This is a genomic window from Pedococcus bigeumensis, assembly GCF_039531795.1.
GTDB lineage: Bacteria > Actinomycetota > Actinomycetes > Actinomycetales > Dermatophilaceae > Pedococcus > Pedococcus bigeumensis.
Window position 1 is genome coordinate 301,055 of sequence record NZ_BAAAQS010000003.1, and the last position, 14,233, is coordinate 315,287.

9 protein-coding genes and 1 tRNA gene are annotated in these 14,233 nt (G+C 70.5%); 3 read left to right on the forward strand and 7 right to left on the reverse strand.

Annotated elements, in window-relative coordinates; translation table 11 throughout:
* Positions 1-181: 181 nt before the first annotated feature.
* Positions 182-274: transfer RNA gene (locus tag ABD262_RS12060), tRNA-Ser, on the reverse strand.
* A 102-nt stretch (positions 275-376) separates the two neighbouring features.
* Positions 377-1,990 (reverse strand): LCP family protein, encoded by a 1,614-nt coding sequence (locus ABD262_RS12065; protein WP_344136187.1) that lies wholly within the window; start codon positions 1,988-1,990, stop codon positions 377-379.
* A 191-nt stretch (positions 1,991-2,181) separates the two neighbouring features.
* Between ABD262_RS12065 and ABD262_RS12070 the strand changes: the two genes are divergently transcribed.
* Positions 2,182-4,104 (forward strand): penicillin-binding transpeptidase domain-containing protein, encoded by a 1,923-nt coding sequence (locus ABD262_RS12070; RefSeq protein WP_344136190.1) that lies wholly within the window; start codon positions 2,182-2,184, stop codon positions 4,102-4,104.
* Positions 4,105-4,190: 86 nt separating this feature from the next.
* Here the strand turns inward: ABD262_RS12070 and ABD262_RS12075 are convergent, their stop codons facing one another.
* Positions 4,191-4,394, reverse strand: a complete 204-nt coding sequence (locus ABD262_RS12075) for a cold-shock protein (RefSeq protein ID WP_056915917.1) — start codon at positions 4,392-4,394, stop codon at positions 4,191-4,193.
* Between the two features lie 487 nt (positions 4,395-4,881).
* Here ABD262_RS12075 and ABD262_RS12080 point away from each other — a divergent pair, with 487 nt between their 5' ends.
* A complete protein-coding gene (locus tag ABD262_RS12080; protein ID WP_344136208.1) occupies positions 4,882-7,818 on the forward strand; it encodes an HYR domain-containing protein in 2,937 nt (978 codons plus the stop codon).
* A gap of 121 nt (positions 7,819-7,939) precedes the next feature.
* On the opposite strand, the gene folP is transcribed toward ABD262_RS12080, so the two are convergent.
* The gene (folP, locus tag ABD262_RS12085) at positions 7,940-8,857 is read right to left on the reverse strand and encodes a dihydropteroate synthase (RefSeq protein WP_344136211.1); all 918 of its coding nucleotides are present in this window, start codon (positions 8,855-8,857) and stop codon (positions 7,940-7,942) included.
* 146 nt (positions 8,858-9,003) lie between these two features.
* On the opposite strand from folP, the gene ABD262_RS12090 reads away from it, so the two are divergent.
* Positions 9,004-9,813: a hypothetical protein gene (locus ABD262_RS12090; protein ID WP_344136214.1), complete on the forward strand. Its 810-nt coding sequence runs from the start codon at positions 9,004-9,006 to the stop codon at positions 9,811-9,813.
* Here the strand turns inward: ABD262_RS12090 and ABD262_RS12095 are convergent.
* From ABD262_RS12095 to ABD262_RS12105, 3 genes are all read right to left on the reverse strand, one after another.
* Positions 9,810-11,192, reverse strand: coding sequence for an NAD(P)/FAD-dependent oxidoreductase (locus ABD262_RS12095; protein WP_344136217.1), 1,383 nt, complete (start codon positions 11,190-11,192; stop codon positions 9,810-9,812). The genes ABD262_RS12090 and ABD262_RS12095 overlap by 4 nt on opposite strands.
* Positions 11,193-11,197: 5 nt before the next feature.
* Positions 11,198-12,592, reverse strand: a complete 1,395-nt coding sequence (locus ABD262_RS12100) for an aspartate aminotransferase family protein (protein ID WP_344136220.1) — start codon at positions 12,590-12,592, stop codon at positions 11,198-11,200.
* A 96-nt stretch (positions 12,593-12,688) separates the two neighbouring features.
* Positions 12,689-14,179, reverse strand: coding sequence for a CoA-acylating methylmalonate-semialdehyde dehydrogenase (locus ABD262_RS12105; protein WP_344136223.1), 1,491 nt, complete (start codon positions 14,177-14,179; stop codon positions 12,689-12,691).
* Between the last annotated feature and the right edge of the window lie 54 nt (positions 14,180-14,233).

Consider the following 14,233-nt stretch of genomic DNA (forward strand, 5'->3'; position numbering starts at 1 on the left):
ATCCCGCTCGTTCAGACCACACGAAAGCAAGGCCCGACGAATAGCGTGTCGGGCCTTGCTTCATGTGGCGGAGACGGAGGGACGCCGTCGCCGCTCGTTCCTCGCGACTCCTCCCAAATCCCGCTCGTTCAGATCACACGAAGCAAGGCCCGACGAAAAGCGTGTCGGGCCTTGCTTCGTGTGGCGGAGACGGAGGGATTTGAACCCTCGATGGGCGATAAACCCAAACCGCATTAGCAGTGCGGCGCCATAGACCGGACTAGGCGACGTCTCCTCACCCGGTCGACGAGCAACCGAGCCCGCACAGGGTATCTGCACCCCTGCGACGGGAGCAAAGCGGCCCTGCGCGCACACCACTGGAGCCGCGCCGGGCAGGTCAGCTGCAGATGTCCTGGTCGGCGGTGCGCGCCTTGATGGTCTCGCTCGGGCCGGTGCTCGGCGTGGCAGAGACCGTCGGCTTGGGCAGCGGCTGGGTGCCGAGGCGGTTGGGGATCTCGACGGCCTTGGGCGAGCCGACACCCATGCTCAGCTCGATCGTCGTGCCCAGGCTGTCGTCCTCGCGCAGCTGCGCCCCCGGGTAGACGGCCGCCACGGTGCGCGCCGCTTCCTTCTGCCCTGCGCCGTAGCGGACCACGACACCGTCGGTGCTCTTGTTGCCGGTGATGTACGACGAGACGTTGAAGCCCTGCACCTGGAGCTCGACGGCCGACTGCTTGGCCAGCCCCGCGATGCCCGAGTCGTTGCTGACCCGCACCTGGATCTGGTCCGGGGAGACGGTCAGCGCGGGCCCGGTCGTGGTGGGCGAGCCGGTGGCGGTCGTGCTGCTCGTGGGCACCTTCGTGCCGGGCAGCGGCTTGTCCGTGCGGATCGCCTTCCAGATGGTGTCGGCGGTCGAGGTCCACTGGACGCGGTTCGGGTCGGGTGCATAGGGCTCGGTCGGGAGCTTCACGAACCGGATCTGGTCGGTGCCGATCTTCTGCACGCTCTGTGCGATGTCCTTCATCTCACCGACGTTCAGGCCCTTGTCGGTGGTCATGGCCGAGGTGGTGGCGTTGAGGAAGCGGAACAGCTTGTCCGGCCGCAGCAGCAGGGACGACTTCGTCGCCTCCTGGATCACCGACGACAGGAACGCCTGCTGGCGGTCGATCCGACCCAGGTCCGACCCGTCACCGATGTTGTGGCGCAGTCGGACGTAGGCCAGCGCGTTCTTGCCGTTGACCCTGCTCTTGCCCGCCGGGAGGTCGAGGAAGCTCTGGCGGTCCTTGACCGCCTCGGGCAGGCAGACCGTCACGCCACCGAGGGCGTCGACCATGCTCTGGAAGCCGCGGAAGTCGATCACCACGAAGTGGTCGATGAAGACGCCGGTGAGGCCCTCGAAGGTGCGGATCGTGCAGGCCGGACCACCCAGGGTGAAGTTCTGGTTCCACTGGCGGATGACGCCGTCGTCGACCTTGTCGTTCTTGTTCTTGCAGTCGCGGGGCGCCCTGGTCATCGAGTCACGCGGGATCGACACGACGATCGCCGACTTGCGGTCCGCGGACAGGTGGACGATGAGGTTGGTGTCGGAGCGGCTGCCCGCCATGCCGTACTCGGTCTGGCCCTTCCCGAGGTTGGTGCCCTCCCGGCTGTCCGAACCCATCACGAAGATGTTCAGCGGGGGCAGGTTGGTCTGCGCGTCGGTGGTGGCCTGCTGCGACGGGCGGTCGCCCAGCGCGCCGGTGATGTCCAGGCGCTGGATGTTGCCGTTGAGCTTGACGTATGCGGCCACGCCGAGGACCAGGGCCACCACGAGCACGCCGGCGATGCCGAAGGCGGCCCGACGCAGCCACGGGTGCCGATGCTGCTTGGCCGTGTGGCGGTCGGACCTGCGCGGGTGGACGTCGGACCGACGTGAGGGGAGGTCGGTGCTGTTCGTGCCGTCGGCGGGGGCACCCGTGCTCTGGCCCACGACGTCGTCGCCGGGCGCAGAGCCGTTGGTGGGCTCGCTCACGTGTACCTCTCTGATTCCGAAAAACGCCACCCCTGCAGGTGGCCGGGCGACGAATCGCCTTCGTGAGTGTACGGGCGCTTCCTGAGTGCTAGGCCTGATGCGCCCTGCCTTCCAGACGCCGCAGGGGGTCTGGCGGTTGTCCCGGGGTGACAAATGGGACGAAGCAGCAACAGGTGGGGTTGGATGGACGCATGAGGCAACGCAGAGTCGTGGGGGGAGTCACCGCCGTCGTCCTGGTCGCAGCAGCGGCCGGCGGAGGCTTGTGGTGGAAGCACACTCAGGCGGAGAAGGAGCTCGACGCCGCCGCCAAGGACGAGGTGACCGCCTTCGCCACGGCGTGGGCCGGACGCTCCTTCACCAAGCCCGGCCTGCTCTTCACCGGCACCACCAGCGAGGTCGTGCAGGCCGAGTTCACCAAGGCCACATCCGGCCTCGGCACGGGACCGGTCGAGGTCACGGCGTACGGCGTACGGCGCACGGGAGACCGGGCGACGGCCACCGCGCACGTGGCGTGGACCCTGGCCGGTGGCGTCACCTGGCGCTACGACGTGCCGGTCACCGCCGAGCGGGCCGAGACCGGTGGCAGCCGCTGGGCCATCACCCTCCCCAAGGGCCATTCGCAGTGGCATCCCCAGCTCGAGAGCGGCGCCACCCTGACGGCTGCCCGGACCTGGGGACAGCGCGGCACCCTCCTCGACCGCGACGGCCAGGCCCTGACCCCCATCGGCAAGGTCTACCCGGTGCAGATCGACCCCGCGCGGGCGACGGCCGCGACCGTGCGCGCGCTCGAGAAGATCGTCGACGAGCCGGCCGGGTCGCTCGTGGCCAAGCTGGCCGCCGCGACGAAGGCGGGCAGCAAGGCGCCGATCCCGGTCATCACCTACCGACAGTCCGACTTCGACGAACGCAAGGACGCCCTCGACGCGCTCAAGGGCGTCATCTACCCCGCGCGCGAGCAACCACTCGCGAAGACGCGCACCTTCGGCCAGCCGTTGCTCGGGTCCTTCGGCGCCGTGAGCGCCGAGCAGATCGCCAAGTCCAAGGGCCGGTATGCCGCGGGCGACTACGCCGGGGTCAGTGGCCTCCAGGGGCAGTACGACGCGGTCCTCGGCGGCACGGCCGGGGTGCAGGTCACCTCGAGCGCCGCCCGTGACACCCCGTTGTTCGCCAAGGACGCGGTGCCCGGCAAGGACGTCGCGACCACCCTCTCCCCGACCGTGCAGGAAGCCGCCGAGGGCGCGCTCGCGTCGACCGGCGACGTCCCCTCGGCCCTCGTCGCGGTGGACGTGAAGACCGGTGACGTCCTGGCCTCGGCCAACTCTCCGGCGCTCGGCTTCGACCGGGCCCTGACCGGCCACTACCCGCCCGGCTCGGCGTTCAAGATCGCGACGAGCTACGCGCTGCTGAGCTCCGGCACGGTGACGCCGGGCACCTCGGTCACCTGCCCCAAGACGTTCGTGGTCGACGGCAGGTCCTACAAGAACTTCGAGGGCGAGTCACTCGGCACCCCCGACTTCACCACCGACTTCGCGCACTCGTGCAACACCGCCTTCGTCCAGCTGTCGACCAAGCTCGGGGACGACGACCTCGCCACGGCCGCGGCCACCCTCGGCCTGACGGGGTGGGCCAAGACCCTCGGCGTCGCCAACGCCTTCGACGCGAGCATCCCGAAGAACAACGGCAAGACCGACAAGGCGTCGGCGGCCATCGGGCAGGGGCGCAACGTCACGTCGCCGCTGGCCCTCGCGGTGCTCGCCGGCAACGTCGCACGCGGCTCGGCGATCGCTCCTGCCCTCGTCACCGATCCCGCCGCGGACGGTGCCGATCGGGCGCCCAAGCCGTTGGACGCCAAGGTGGTCGGGCAGCTCCGGACCCTGATGGGCGAGGTCGTGAGCCAGGGCACCGCCACGGTGCTGAAGGGGACGCCGGGCGGCACCGTCCGCGGCAAGACCGGCACCGCTGAGTTCGGCACCAAGAACCCGCCGGAGACCCACGCGTGGTTCGTCGGCTACCAGGGCGACGTCGCGTTCGCGGTCCTCGTCGAGAAGGGTGCCAGCGGCGGCAGCGTCGCCGCTCCAGTGGCGAAGGCCTTCCTCACCGCGCTCGCCCGCTGAGCCCCACGGCATACCCGGGACGCGACAAGGCCCCCACCCGGTGGTGGGGGCCTTGTCGGAAGACTGTTGGTTGAGCAGTCCTCGGGTCAGATCGGGCGAACGGCGTCAGCCTGGGGACCCTTGGGTCCCTGGGTGACCTCGAACTCCACGCGCTGCGCCTCGTCCAGCGAGCGGTAGCCCGAGGAGTCGATCGCCGAGTAGTGGACGAACACGTCCGGGCCGCCGCCGTCCTGGGCGATGAAGCCGAAGCCCTTCTCAGCGTTGAACCACTTAACGGTTCCCTGTGCCATGGGGTAACTCTTTCTTTTGTAGCCATTGGGAGTCCACACTTCGCGGAACCCAGGCTGCCGTACACACACCCCCACGGACGAGACATGCCCGCCCTCAGACCAACTGCCACCTAAGAAGGCGAATGCCCGCTCTGATGGTGCTAGGGCGGGCACTTCGTCGACCTTGCGAGGAACTGCTTGATGCAACCGTGAGAAACGCTAGCACGCAGGATGGCGGCCGCGTGAGGTCCTCGGAGGTCAAATTCTTGTCAGGTAACCAACTCACGCCACCTCGCGAACTCACGCTCCGACGGGGCGCGTGTGGGCCCAGACGCACCCAAACCGAGGCCTAGGACAGCCACCTCAACGAACGTGTCAGCCGTTTGGACTCTTTGTGCCTTGTGGGTATTTCCGCAGGTCAGCAGGGGTGTCATGGTTCGCTCACTACTCGCTCTGCTTCGTTCGTTCTTGGGGGACGTCCATGTCACTGTCCGCACCATCCCGTCTGGTGGCAGTCTTCGCCGCCGCCAGCCTCACCTTCTTCTCTGCCGGGTCGGCCTTGGCCGACCAGGTCACGCCCGACGGCGACACGGTCGCCGCGGCCACCACCGATCTCGTGGCCACCGCCTGCACGCTTCCCGTCACGAGGTCTGGCCTTGTCGAGGTCAAGCGCACCGGTGGTTCGAACACCTCGCACTACCTACCCGGTGAGACGCTGTCCATCGCGATCACCGACGGGAGCACCCAGGTCACGACCAGCCAGGTCGGCGGCCCGGTCGTCGTCCCCGACGGGTTCACCGCGAACGGCGCAAGGCAGTCATTCACCTTCCCGATCAGCACGACGATCTCCTCGGGCGCAGCGACCGGGAACACGACGGTGGCCGTCAAGGTCACGTCGGCTGCCTACCCGGACGGCGACACCGGCACCTTCGCGGTGTCCTGGAACTGCACCAGCAACACCGCGCCCTTGATGACACTGTCCGGCGTCACGGCAGGCGGCAGCTACGAGTTCGGCTCCGCGCCGACCGCGACCTGCTCGTGGACGGACGACCATGACGGCTCGGGCAACGTGACGCCCACCGTGTCTGCCCTCAGCGGACCCCGCGCGGCCTCGGGGCTCGGGAGCCGGACCGTGTCCTGCTCCTACACCGACGCCGGTGGCCTGCTCGGCACCGCGACGGCGACCTACTCCATCGTCGACACCACCGGGCCGTCGCTCTCCACGGTCTCCAACCTGGCAGTCGACGCGGTCAACGCAGCAGGCGCTCCGGCCACCTACACGGCGCCGACCGCGACCGACGCGGTCGACGGCAGCCGCCCCGTCACCTGCCTGCCCGACTCGGGCTCGACCTTCCCGATCGGCAGCACGCCCGTCACCTGTTCGGCCAGTGACCTCAGCGGCCACTCGTCGAGCACCACCTTCTCGGTCTCGGTGGCGGACCACACGGGCCCCGTGGTCACGGTGCCCGCTGACGTGACGATCAGCGCCACCAGCCCCGCTGGCGCCACCCGCTCCTTCAACGCGAGCGCCAGCGACAACGTCGACGGCGCGGTGCTGGCCACCTGCACCCCCGCATCAGGAAGCACCTTCCCGTTCGGTCCGACCACCGTGACCTGCACGGCCAAGGACGCCGCCGGCAACACCGGCTCGGGTTCGTTCGTCGTGACGGTCCAGGACAAGACTGCCCCTCTGGTGACGGTCCACGAGCCGGCGGCGGTCGAAGCCACCGGGCCCTCGGGTGCGGCCGTCGGCTGGACCGCAGCCACCGCCCTCGACGACGTCGACGGCGCCCGCCCGGTCAGCTGCAACCACGCGTCCGGTGCGACCTACCCGGTGGGCAACACCACGGTGACCTGCACCGCCGACGACACGCACGGCAACACGGGGTCGGCGACCTTCACCGTCACCGTCACGGACGAGACGCCTCCGGCCCTCACCGTCCCGGACGACATCGTCGAAGAGGCCACCAGCCCCGCGGGTGCCGTCGTCAGCTGGTCGACCTCGGCCACGGACCTCGTCGACGGAGCCGTCGTCGTCCACTGCACCCCCACGTCGGGGACGCAGTTCAGCCTCGACACCCCGACCACGGTCAGCTGCTCGGCCACTGACGCCCACGGCAACGACGCAACGCGCTCCTTCAAGGTCAACGTCGTGGACACCACCGCGCCGACCCTGCCCGTCTTCAAGTCGGTCACGGAAGAGGCCACCGGTCCTGACGGCGCGGACGTGACCTACCTGGTCGGTTCCGCGACCGACGCCGTCGACGGCAACGTCGGCCTCGTCTGCACCCCCGCGAGCGGCTCGACCTTCGCGCTGGGCAAGACCACCGTCACGTGCACGGCCACCGACTCCCACGACAACGCGGGCACGGGTCACTTCACCGTGACCGTGGAGGACACGACGCCGCCGGTGTTCAACGACATCTCCGTGGAGACGGTCGAGGCCACGGGGCCGAGCGGCGCACCGGTGTCCTTCAGCGCGACGGCCACCGACCTCGTCGACCCGTCACCCGCGGTCCTCTGCGACCCGGCATCGGGTTCGGTGTTCGCGCTCGGCGCCACCCAGGTGAAGTGCACCGCCACGGACGACGCCGGCAACTCGGTCGACAAGACCTTTACGGTCAACGTCGCCGACACGACGGCTCCCGTGGTCGGGGCGGTCGCGAGCCAGACCATCGAGGCCACTTCGGCCGCAGGTGCGGCACACAGCTGGGTCGTTCCGACGGCGACAGACATCGTCGACGGGGCACGACCAGTGACGTGCGACCGCGCACAGGGCTCGACCTTCCCCCTCGGCAACACGGTCGTCAACTGCTCGGCGACGGATCTGAGCGGCAACGTCGGCAAGACGGCCTTCACGGTGACCGTGGTCGACACGACGGCCCCCAGCTTCGGCGCGGTGGCGAACCGCACCGCGACGGCGACGTCGGCGAACGGCGCGGTCGTGACCTACCCGACGCCGGAGGCGACCGACCTGGTCGACGGCGCCACCGCGGTGACCTGCACCCCGCCGAGCGGGAGCACCTTCCCGCTCGGGACCACCAACGTGAAGTGCACCTCGACCGACCGCACGGGCAACACCGCCACGGTGTCCTTCTCGGTCACGGTGACGGTCGGCTGGAGCGGTGTGCTCGCGCCGGTCACCGAGGGTGGCGTCTACAAGCAGGGCAGCACCATCCCGGTGAAGTTCGCACTGACCGGTGCTTCGGCCGGCGTGACGAACCTGCAGGCCACGCTGTGGGTCCGCAAGGTCTCGCCCACGCCGGCTGGGCAGGTGGCGGTGGCGGTGTCGACCTCCGCAGCCACCACCGGCAACCTGTTCCGATACACCGATGGGCAGTACCTGTTCAACCTCAACACCAAGCCCCTGCAGGTCGGGACCTACGAACTGAGGATCGACCTCGGCGACGGAGTGCCGCACACGGTGACCATCAGCCTGCGGTGAGCTGAGGGATGTGACGACGGCCGGAATGCCAGGGGGCTTCCGGTCGTCGTCGCGTCCGGGATGCACCGGGATGGCCCGGTTGTTGGTCCGGGCCGTGACAGGTGAGCCCGTGCGTGGGCGGTCACGTACCGCGTACGGCGCGTACCGGTGCCCGGTCGCCGCGGATGACCGCGACCATGTCGACCACCCGACGGGTGGCACGGACGTCGTGGGCACGGAACACGGTGGCCCCCAACCAGGCCGCCACAGCCGTGGCCGCCAACGTGCCTTCGAGCCGGTCGTCGGCCTCGAGCCCGAGCGACTCACCCACGAAGTCCTTGCGGGACAGCGCTTGCAGGATGGGGAAGCCCAGCTCCGCCACGTCGGCGGTGTGCCGGAGCACCTCCAGGGAGTGCACAGTGGTCTTGCCGAAGTCGAGCGTGGGGTCGATGAGGATGCGGTCCTGCGGTATGCCGGCCTGCCGGGCCGCGGACGCACCCTCGGCCAGCGTGCGGAGCACGTCGCGGACGACGTCGAGCGGATCGGGCCCGTAGGTCACCTTGACCGGGTCGGTCCGCGGCGGGAGCCCACCGGTGTGCGAGCAGACCACCCCGGCCCCGATCTTCGCCGCGACGTGCACGAGCTCGGGATCGTGACCGGCCCAGGTGTCGTTGACGAGGTCGAGGCCGTGCCGGCCGGCCTCCTGCGCCACCTCGGAACGCCAGGTGTCGAGGCTGAGCGCCAGCTCGGGGTAGGTCTCGCGGGCGTGGGCCAGGAACGGGATGACGCGGTCGATCTCCTCCTGGGGTCCGACCACCTCGCCCTCCTGCCCTGCGCGCACGCCTCCCACGTCGACGATGTCGGCACCGGCCAGGACGGCGAGCTCGAGGGCACGCTTGGCCGACTCGAGGTCCGCGTGCCGGTTGCCGGCGAAGAAGGAGTCGGTGGTGCGGTTGATGATCCCCATGACCGCAGGGCTCGACGCATCGAAGGTCCGGCCGCGCAGGCGCAGTGGTGGCGTCCGGGGCAGGTCCAGGGGGCGCGGCTCGGGGAGGCTCACCCGGCCATCCTCGCACCCCGGGTCGGTGCCGTGGTCGCGCCCCACACCGCGCCCGGAGGCCAGCCAGGACGAGCAGATCGGGCGCTGTCGCCCGGGCTGGGACCTTGTGCTCAGGCGCAGGAGTGCGCGATCGACCACGATGGAGCATGACCACCCCCACCACCGCTCCCGTCCGGCGCTGGATCGTCCGCGTCACCATCGGGTCGTTCTCCGTGGCGGCGCTGCTCGGCATCGCCGCCCTCCTCAGCGGGGGCGAGTTCGGCCAGACGCAGGGCCAGGTCCTGCTGACCACGCTGCTCGTGGGCGTCGTCAGCATCGCCGTGCTCTGCTACCTCACGACTGCGGGCCGAAGGACGCAGCCCGTCGGGGTCATCGGAGGAGCGGTCGTCCTCGTGCCGCTCGCGACCGGGCTCACCATGATCTGGAGCAGCTTCGAGGAGGACCCCGGGGAGTGGTGGGTGAAGACGTTCGCGATCGGCGCGATCGTCGCAGCGACCCTGGCGCAGATCTGTCTGCTCCTGGCACCCCGACGGCCATCTGGTTCGGTGGCCCGACGGATGCTCACGGCTACCGTCGGGCTGGCCGCTCTCCTGGCGGGGATGACGAGCCTGTTGGTCCTCGGGGTGCACCCTGGGGACGACGGCTACTACCGCGCGGTCGGCGTCGTCGCCATCCTCGACGTGCTGGGCACGGTCGTGGGCGCGGCGCTGCTGAAGTTCGGGCCCGGCACGACGAACGATCCCGGGCCCGGGGGCCTCGCCCTCTCCCTGCCGGCGGACGTCGCGCAGGCCCTGCTCGAGGAGGCGTCCCGGGCACGCCGCACCCCGGACGAGGTGGCGGCCGGGATCCTTCGCGCGCACCTCACCCTCAGGCAGGACCCACAGCAACAGGACCAGCAAGACCCGCAGGACCAGCAAGACCCGGAGGACCAGCCGGTCCCGCAGCTGCCGGGCTAGGAGTCGAAGCCGAGGCCGGCCCGGTCCAGGGTGCGCAGCCACAGGTTGCGCCGGCCCTCGTGTCGGTCGGCCCGGGCGAGTGCCCACCGCGTCAGCTGGATCCCGGTGTAGGCCAACGGTTCCGGGGGGAACGGCAGGGGCTTCTCACGCACCATCGCCAGGCGGGTCCGCTCGGTCTGTGCGCCGTCGAGGAGGTCGAGCATGACCTGGGCGCCGAACCGGGTCGCGCCGACGCCCAGCCCGGTGAACCCCGTGGCGTACGCGACGCGACCCCGGTGGGCCGTGCCGTAGAAGGCGCAGAACCGCGTGGACGTGTCGATGGCCCCGCCCCACTGGTGGCTGAACCGCAGGCCCTCGAGCTGGGGGAAGGTCTCGAAGAAGTGGGTGGCCAGCCGGTCGAAGGTCGCGGGCCGCTGGTCCAGGCTCGGCTCGAGGCGACGCCCGTAGTGGTAGATCGCGTCGTAGCCGCCCCACAGGATCCGGTTGTCGGCCGAGAGGCGGTAGTAGTGGAACTGGTTGGCCATGTCACCCACCCCGGCCCGACTGGACCAGCCCAGCGCGGCGAGCTGCGTGCCGGTGAGCGGCTCGGTCATCAGGGCGTAGTCGTAGACCGGGACGGTGTGCAGCCGGGTGCGCCTGAGCAGTGAAGGAAATGCGTTGGTGCCCAAGGCCACTCGCGCCGCACGGACGACCTGGCCCTCACTGGTGGCGACGTCGACCCCAGACCCAGCAGTCGCCAGACCGGTCACCCGCACGCCCTCGGCGATGCGGACGCCGAGCGACTCGGCCGCCCGCGCCAGGCCCCAGGCGAGGCGGGCCGGGTCGACGATCGCGGTCTCGTCCGGTTGGTGGCGACCGGCGAGGTAGGTGGGCGAGTCGAGGTGGGCTCGCACCGCGTCGCGGTCGAGGAGCTCGCCCTCCGACTCCTCGGCCAGCCACTGCACCTCGTGTGGTCGCGTCGCGACGGTCAGCTCACCGGTGCGCCGGAAGTCGCACTCGATCCCATACCGGCGCACGGTCGCCTCGATGCCGTCGAGGTTCTCCAGCCCCAGGCGGTGCAACGCGGCATACTCCTGCGGCCACCGGGCCCGGCCGTTGGCCTCGCCGTGCGTCAGGCTCGCGGAGCAGAAGCCGCCGTTGCGGCCGGAGGCCGCCCAGCCCACCGAGCCCGCCTCGAGGACCAGCACGTCGAGCGACGGGTCGGCCTCCTTGGCCAGCAGGGCCGTCCAGAGACCGGAGTACCCGGCGCCGACGACGACGAGGTCGGCTGACCGGTCGGCGGACGACGCACCCCCGAGCCCGGGGCGACGCGCAGGTCGGTCGGGCTGGTCGAGCCAGTAGACCGCGGGCGCGGCGTCGGCCAGGGCGGGATGACCCACCGGGGTCAGGCGTCCGGGCCGGTGTAGAAGGCGTCGGCGACGGTGAGCGCCTCGTCGAGGATCGCCAGGCCCGTACGCACCTCGTCGGCCGTGGTGGTGCACGGGGGCACGACGTGGGTGCGGTTGAAGTGGATGAACGGCCAGAGACCGCGCTCCTTGCAGGCGGCCCCGAAGTCGTTCATCGGCTTGGCGTCGGCCCCACCGGCGTTGAACGGCACGAGCGGCTCGCGGGTCGACCGGTCGCGGACCAGCTCGAGCGCCCAGAAGACGCCGAGCCCGCGCACCTCCCCGACGCTGGGGTGGCGCTCGGCCAGGGCCTGCAGCCCCGGACCGATGACATCGGTGCCGAGCGAGCGTGCGTGCTCGACGATGCCCTCCTCCTTGAAGATGTTGATGGAGGCGACGGCGGACGCGCAGGCGAGCGGGTGGCCCGAGTAGGTGAGCCCGCCCGGGAACGGCCGCTGGTCGAAGGTCTGGGCGATCCGCTCCGAGATGATGACGCCACCGAGCGGCACGTAGCCGCTGTTGACCCCCTTGGCGAAGGTGATCAGGTCGGGGGCGACGCCCCAGTGGTCGATCGCGAACCACTCACCGCAGCGGGCGAACCCGGCCATCACCTCGTCGGCGATCATGACGATCCCGAACTCGTCGCACAGGTCGCGGACGCCCTGCAGGTAGCCGGGCGGAGGCACAAGGATGCCGTTGGTGCCGACGACGGTCTCGAGGATGATCGCGGCGATGGTCTGCGGTCCCTCCACCGTGACCAGGTCGCGCAGGTGCTGGAGCGCGCGCACGCCTTCCTCCTGCTCGTCCTGCGCATGGAAGGCCGAGCGGTAGGGGTAGGGCCCCCAGTAGCGCACGACGCCCGGCATACCCGGCTCCGAGGGCCAGCGGCGGGGGTCGCCGGTCAGGGCGATGGCTCCCGCGGTCGCGCCGTGGTAGCTGCGGTAGGCGGCCATCACCTTGTGGCGCCCGGTGTGGAGGCGGGCCATCCGCAGGGCGTTCTCGGTCGCCTCGGCCCCACCGTTGGTGAAGAACACCCGGTTGAGGTCACCGGGCGCGAGCTCGCTGATGAGGCGGGCCGCCTCGGAGCGCGCGTCGTTGGCGAAGGCGGGGCTGATGGTGGTCAGGCGACCGGCCTGCTCCTGGATCGCGGCGACCAGCTTGGGGTGCTGGTAGCCGATGTTCACGTTGACCAGCTGGCTCGAGAAGTCGAGGTAGCGCTTGCCCGAGTAGTCGGTGAAGTGGGAACCGAGCGCGTCGGCGATCGGCAGCGGGTCGATGAGACCCTGCGCCGACCAGGAGTGGAAGACGTGGGCCCGGTCGTCGCGACGCACCTGCTCCTCGGAGGCGGTGGCGGAGGTCGTGGCGGCGGTGGCGGCTGGCAGCGTGTCGGTCATCGGGGTTCCTTGGTATGCCGGGTGTTCCGGACAGTCTGGCGACTTGCGTCAGCGGGTGCGCGGGAAGGGACGTCGGCGAGTGCGCGGGAAGCGATGTCAGCGGGTGCGCGGGAAGCCGAGGTCGACGCTGGAGGTGGCCGGGTCGGGCCAGCGCTGCGTGACCACCTTGCCCCGGGTGTAGAAGTTGATGCCCTCCGGGCCGTACATGTGGGTGTCGCCGAAGAGCGAGTCCTTCCAGCCACCGAAGGAGTAGTAGGCCACCGGCACCGGGATCGGCACGTTGATGCCGACCATGCCCACCTCGACGTCGTACTGGAACCGGCGGGCGGCCCCACCGTCCCGGGTGAAGATCGCGGTGCCGTTCGCGTACTGGTTGGAGTTGATGAGCGCGAGGCCGGCCTCGTAGGTGTCGACGCGGACGACCGACAGCACCGGGCCGAAGATCTCGTCGGTGTAGACGGTCATCTCGGGGGTGACGTGGTCGAGCAGCGTGGTGCCCAGGAAGAAGCCCTCGCTCGGGTGGTCGCCGGTGCGACCGTCGACGACCACGGCCGCACCGGCGGACTCGCCCGCGTCGACGTAGCCGGCGACCTTGTCGCGGTGCTCCGCGGTGATCAGCGGACCCATGTCGGAGTCGGGGTCGGCCCCGTCGCCGACGGTGAGCTTGGGCAGCCGCGCGGCGATGGCGTCGACCAGCGGCTGGCCGACGTCGCCGACCGCGACGGCCACCGACAGCGCCATGCAGCGCTCGCCGGCCGAGCCGTAGGCGGCCGAGACGACCGCGTCCGCGGCCATGTCGATGTCGGCGTCGGGCAGGACGAGGGCGTGGTTCTTGGCGCCTCCGAGGGCCTGGACGCGCTTGCCGTTGGCGGTGCCGCGCTCGTAGATGTACTTGGCGATCGGGGTGGACCCGACGAAGCTGACCGCGGCGATGTCGGGGTGGTCGAGGATCGCGTCCACGGCGACCTTGTCGCCGTGGACCACGGTGAAGACGCCGTCGGGCAGCCCGGCCTCCTTCCACAGCTGGGCGAGGAAGAGCGCGGCGGACGGGTCCTTCTCACTGGGCTTGAGGACGAAGGCGTTGCCGCAGGCGATCGCGTTGGCGCACATCCACAGCGGCACCATGGCGGGGAAGTTGAACGGCGTGATGCCGGCGACGACGCCGAGCGGCTGGCGGATGTTGTAGACGTCGACGCCGGTCGCGGCCTGCTCGCTGAACCCGCCCTTGAGCAGGTTCGGCACCCCGGTCGCGAACTCGACGTTCTCGAGGCCCCGCGCGATCTCGCCCGCGGCGTCGGAGCGCACCTTGCCGTGCTCGGCCGTGATGATCTCGGCCAGCTCCGGGGTGCGCTGGTGGAGGAGCTCACGGAACGCGAAGAGGACGGCGGAGCGACGCGACAGCGAGGTGTGGCGCCACTCGCGTGCCGCGGCGGCGGCGAGCTGCACGGCGGCGTCGACCTCTTCGACCGAGGCCAGGTCGACCTCGGCGGAGACCACCCCGGTGGCGGGGTTGTACACCGGCGCGGTGCGTCCGGAGCTGCCCTCGTGGTGGCGGCCGTCGATCCAGTGGGAGATGCGCGTCGTCATGCCCCCACCATACGATCCACTCGCTGGTAACACAATGACACTATTGCTATGGTA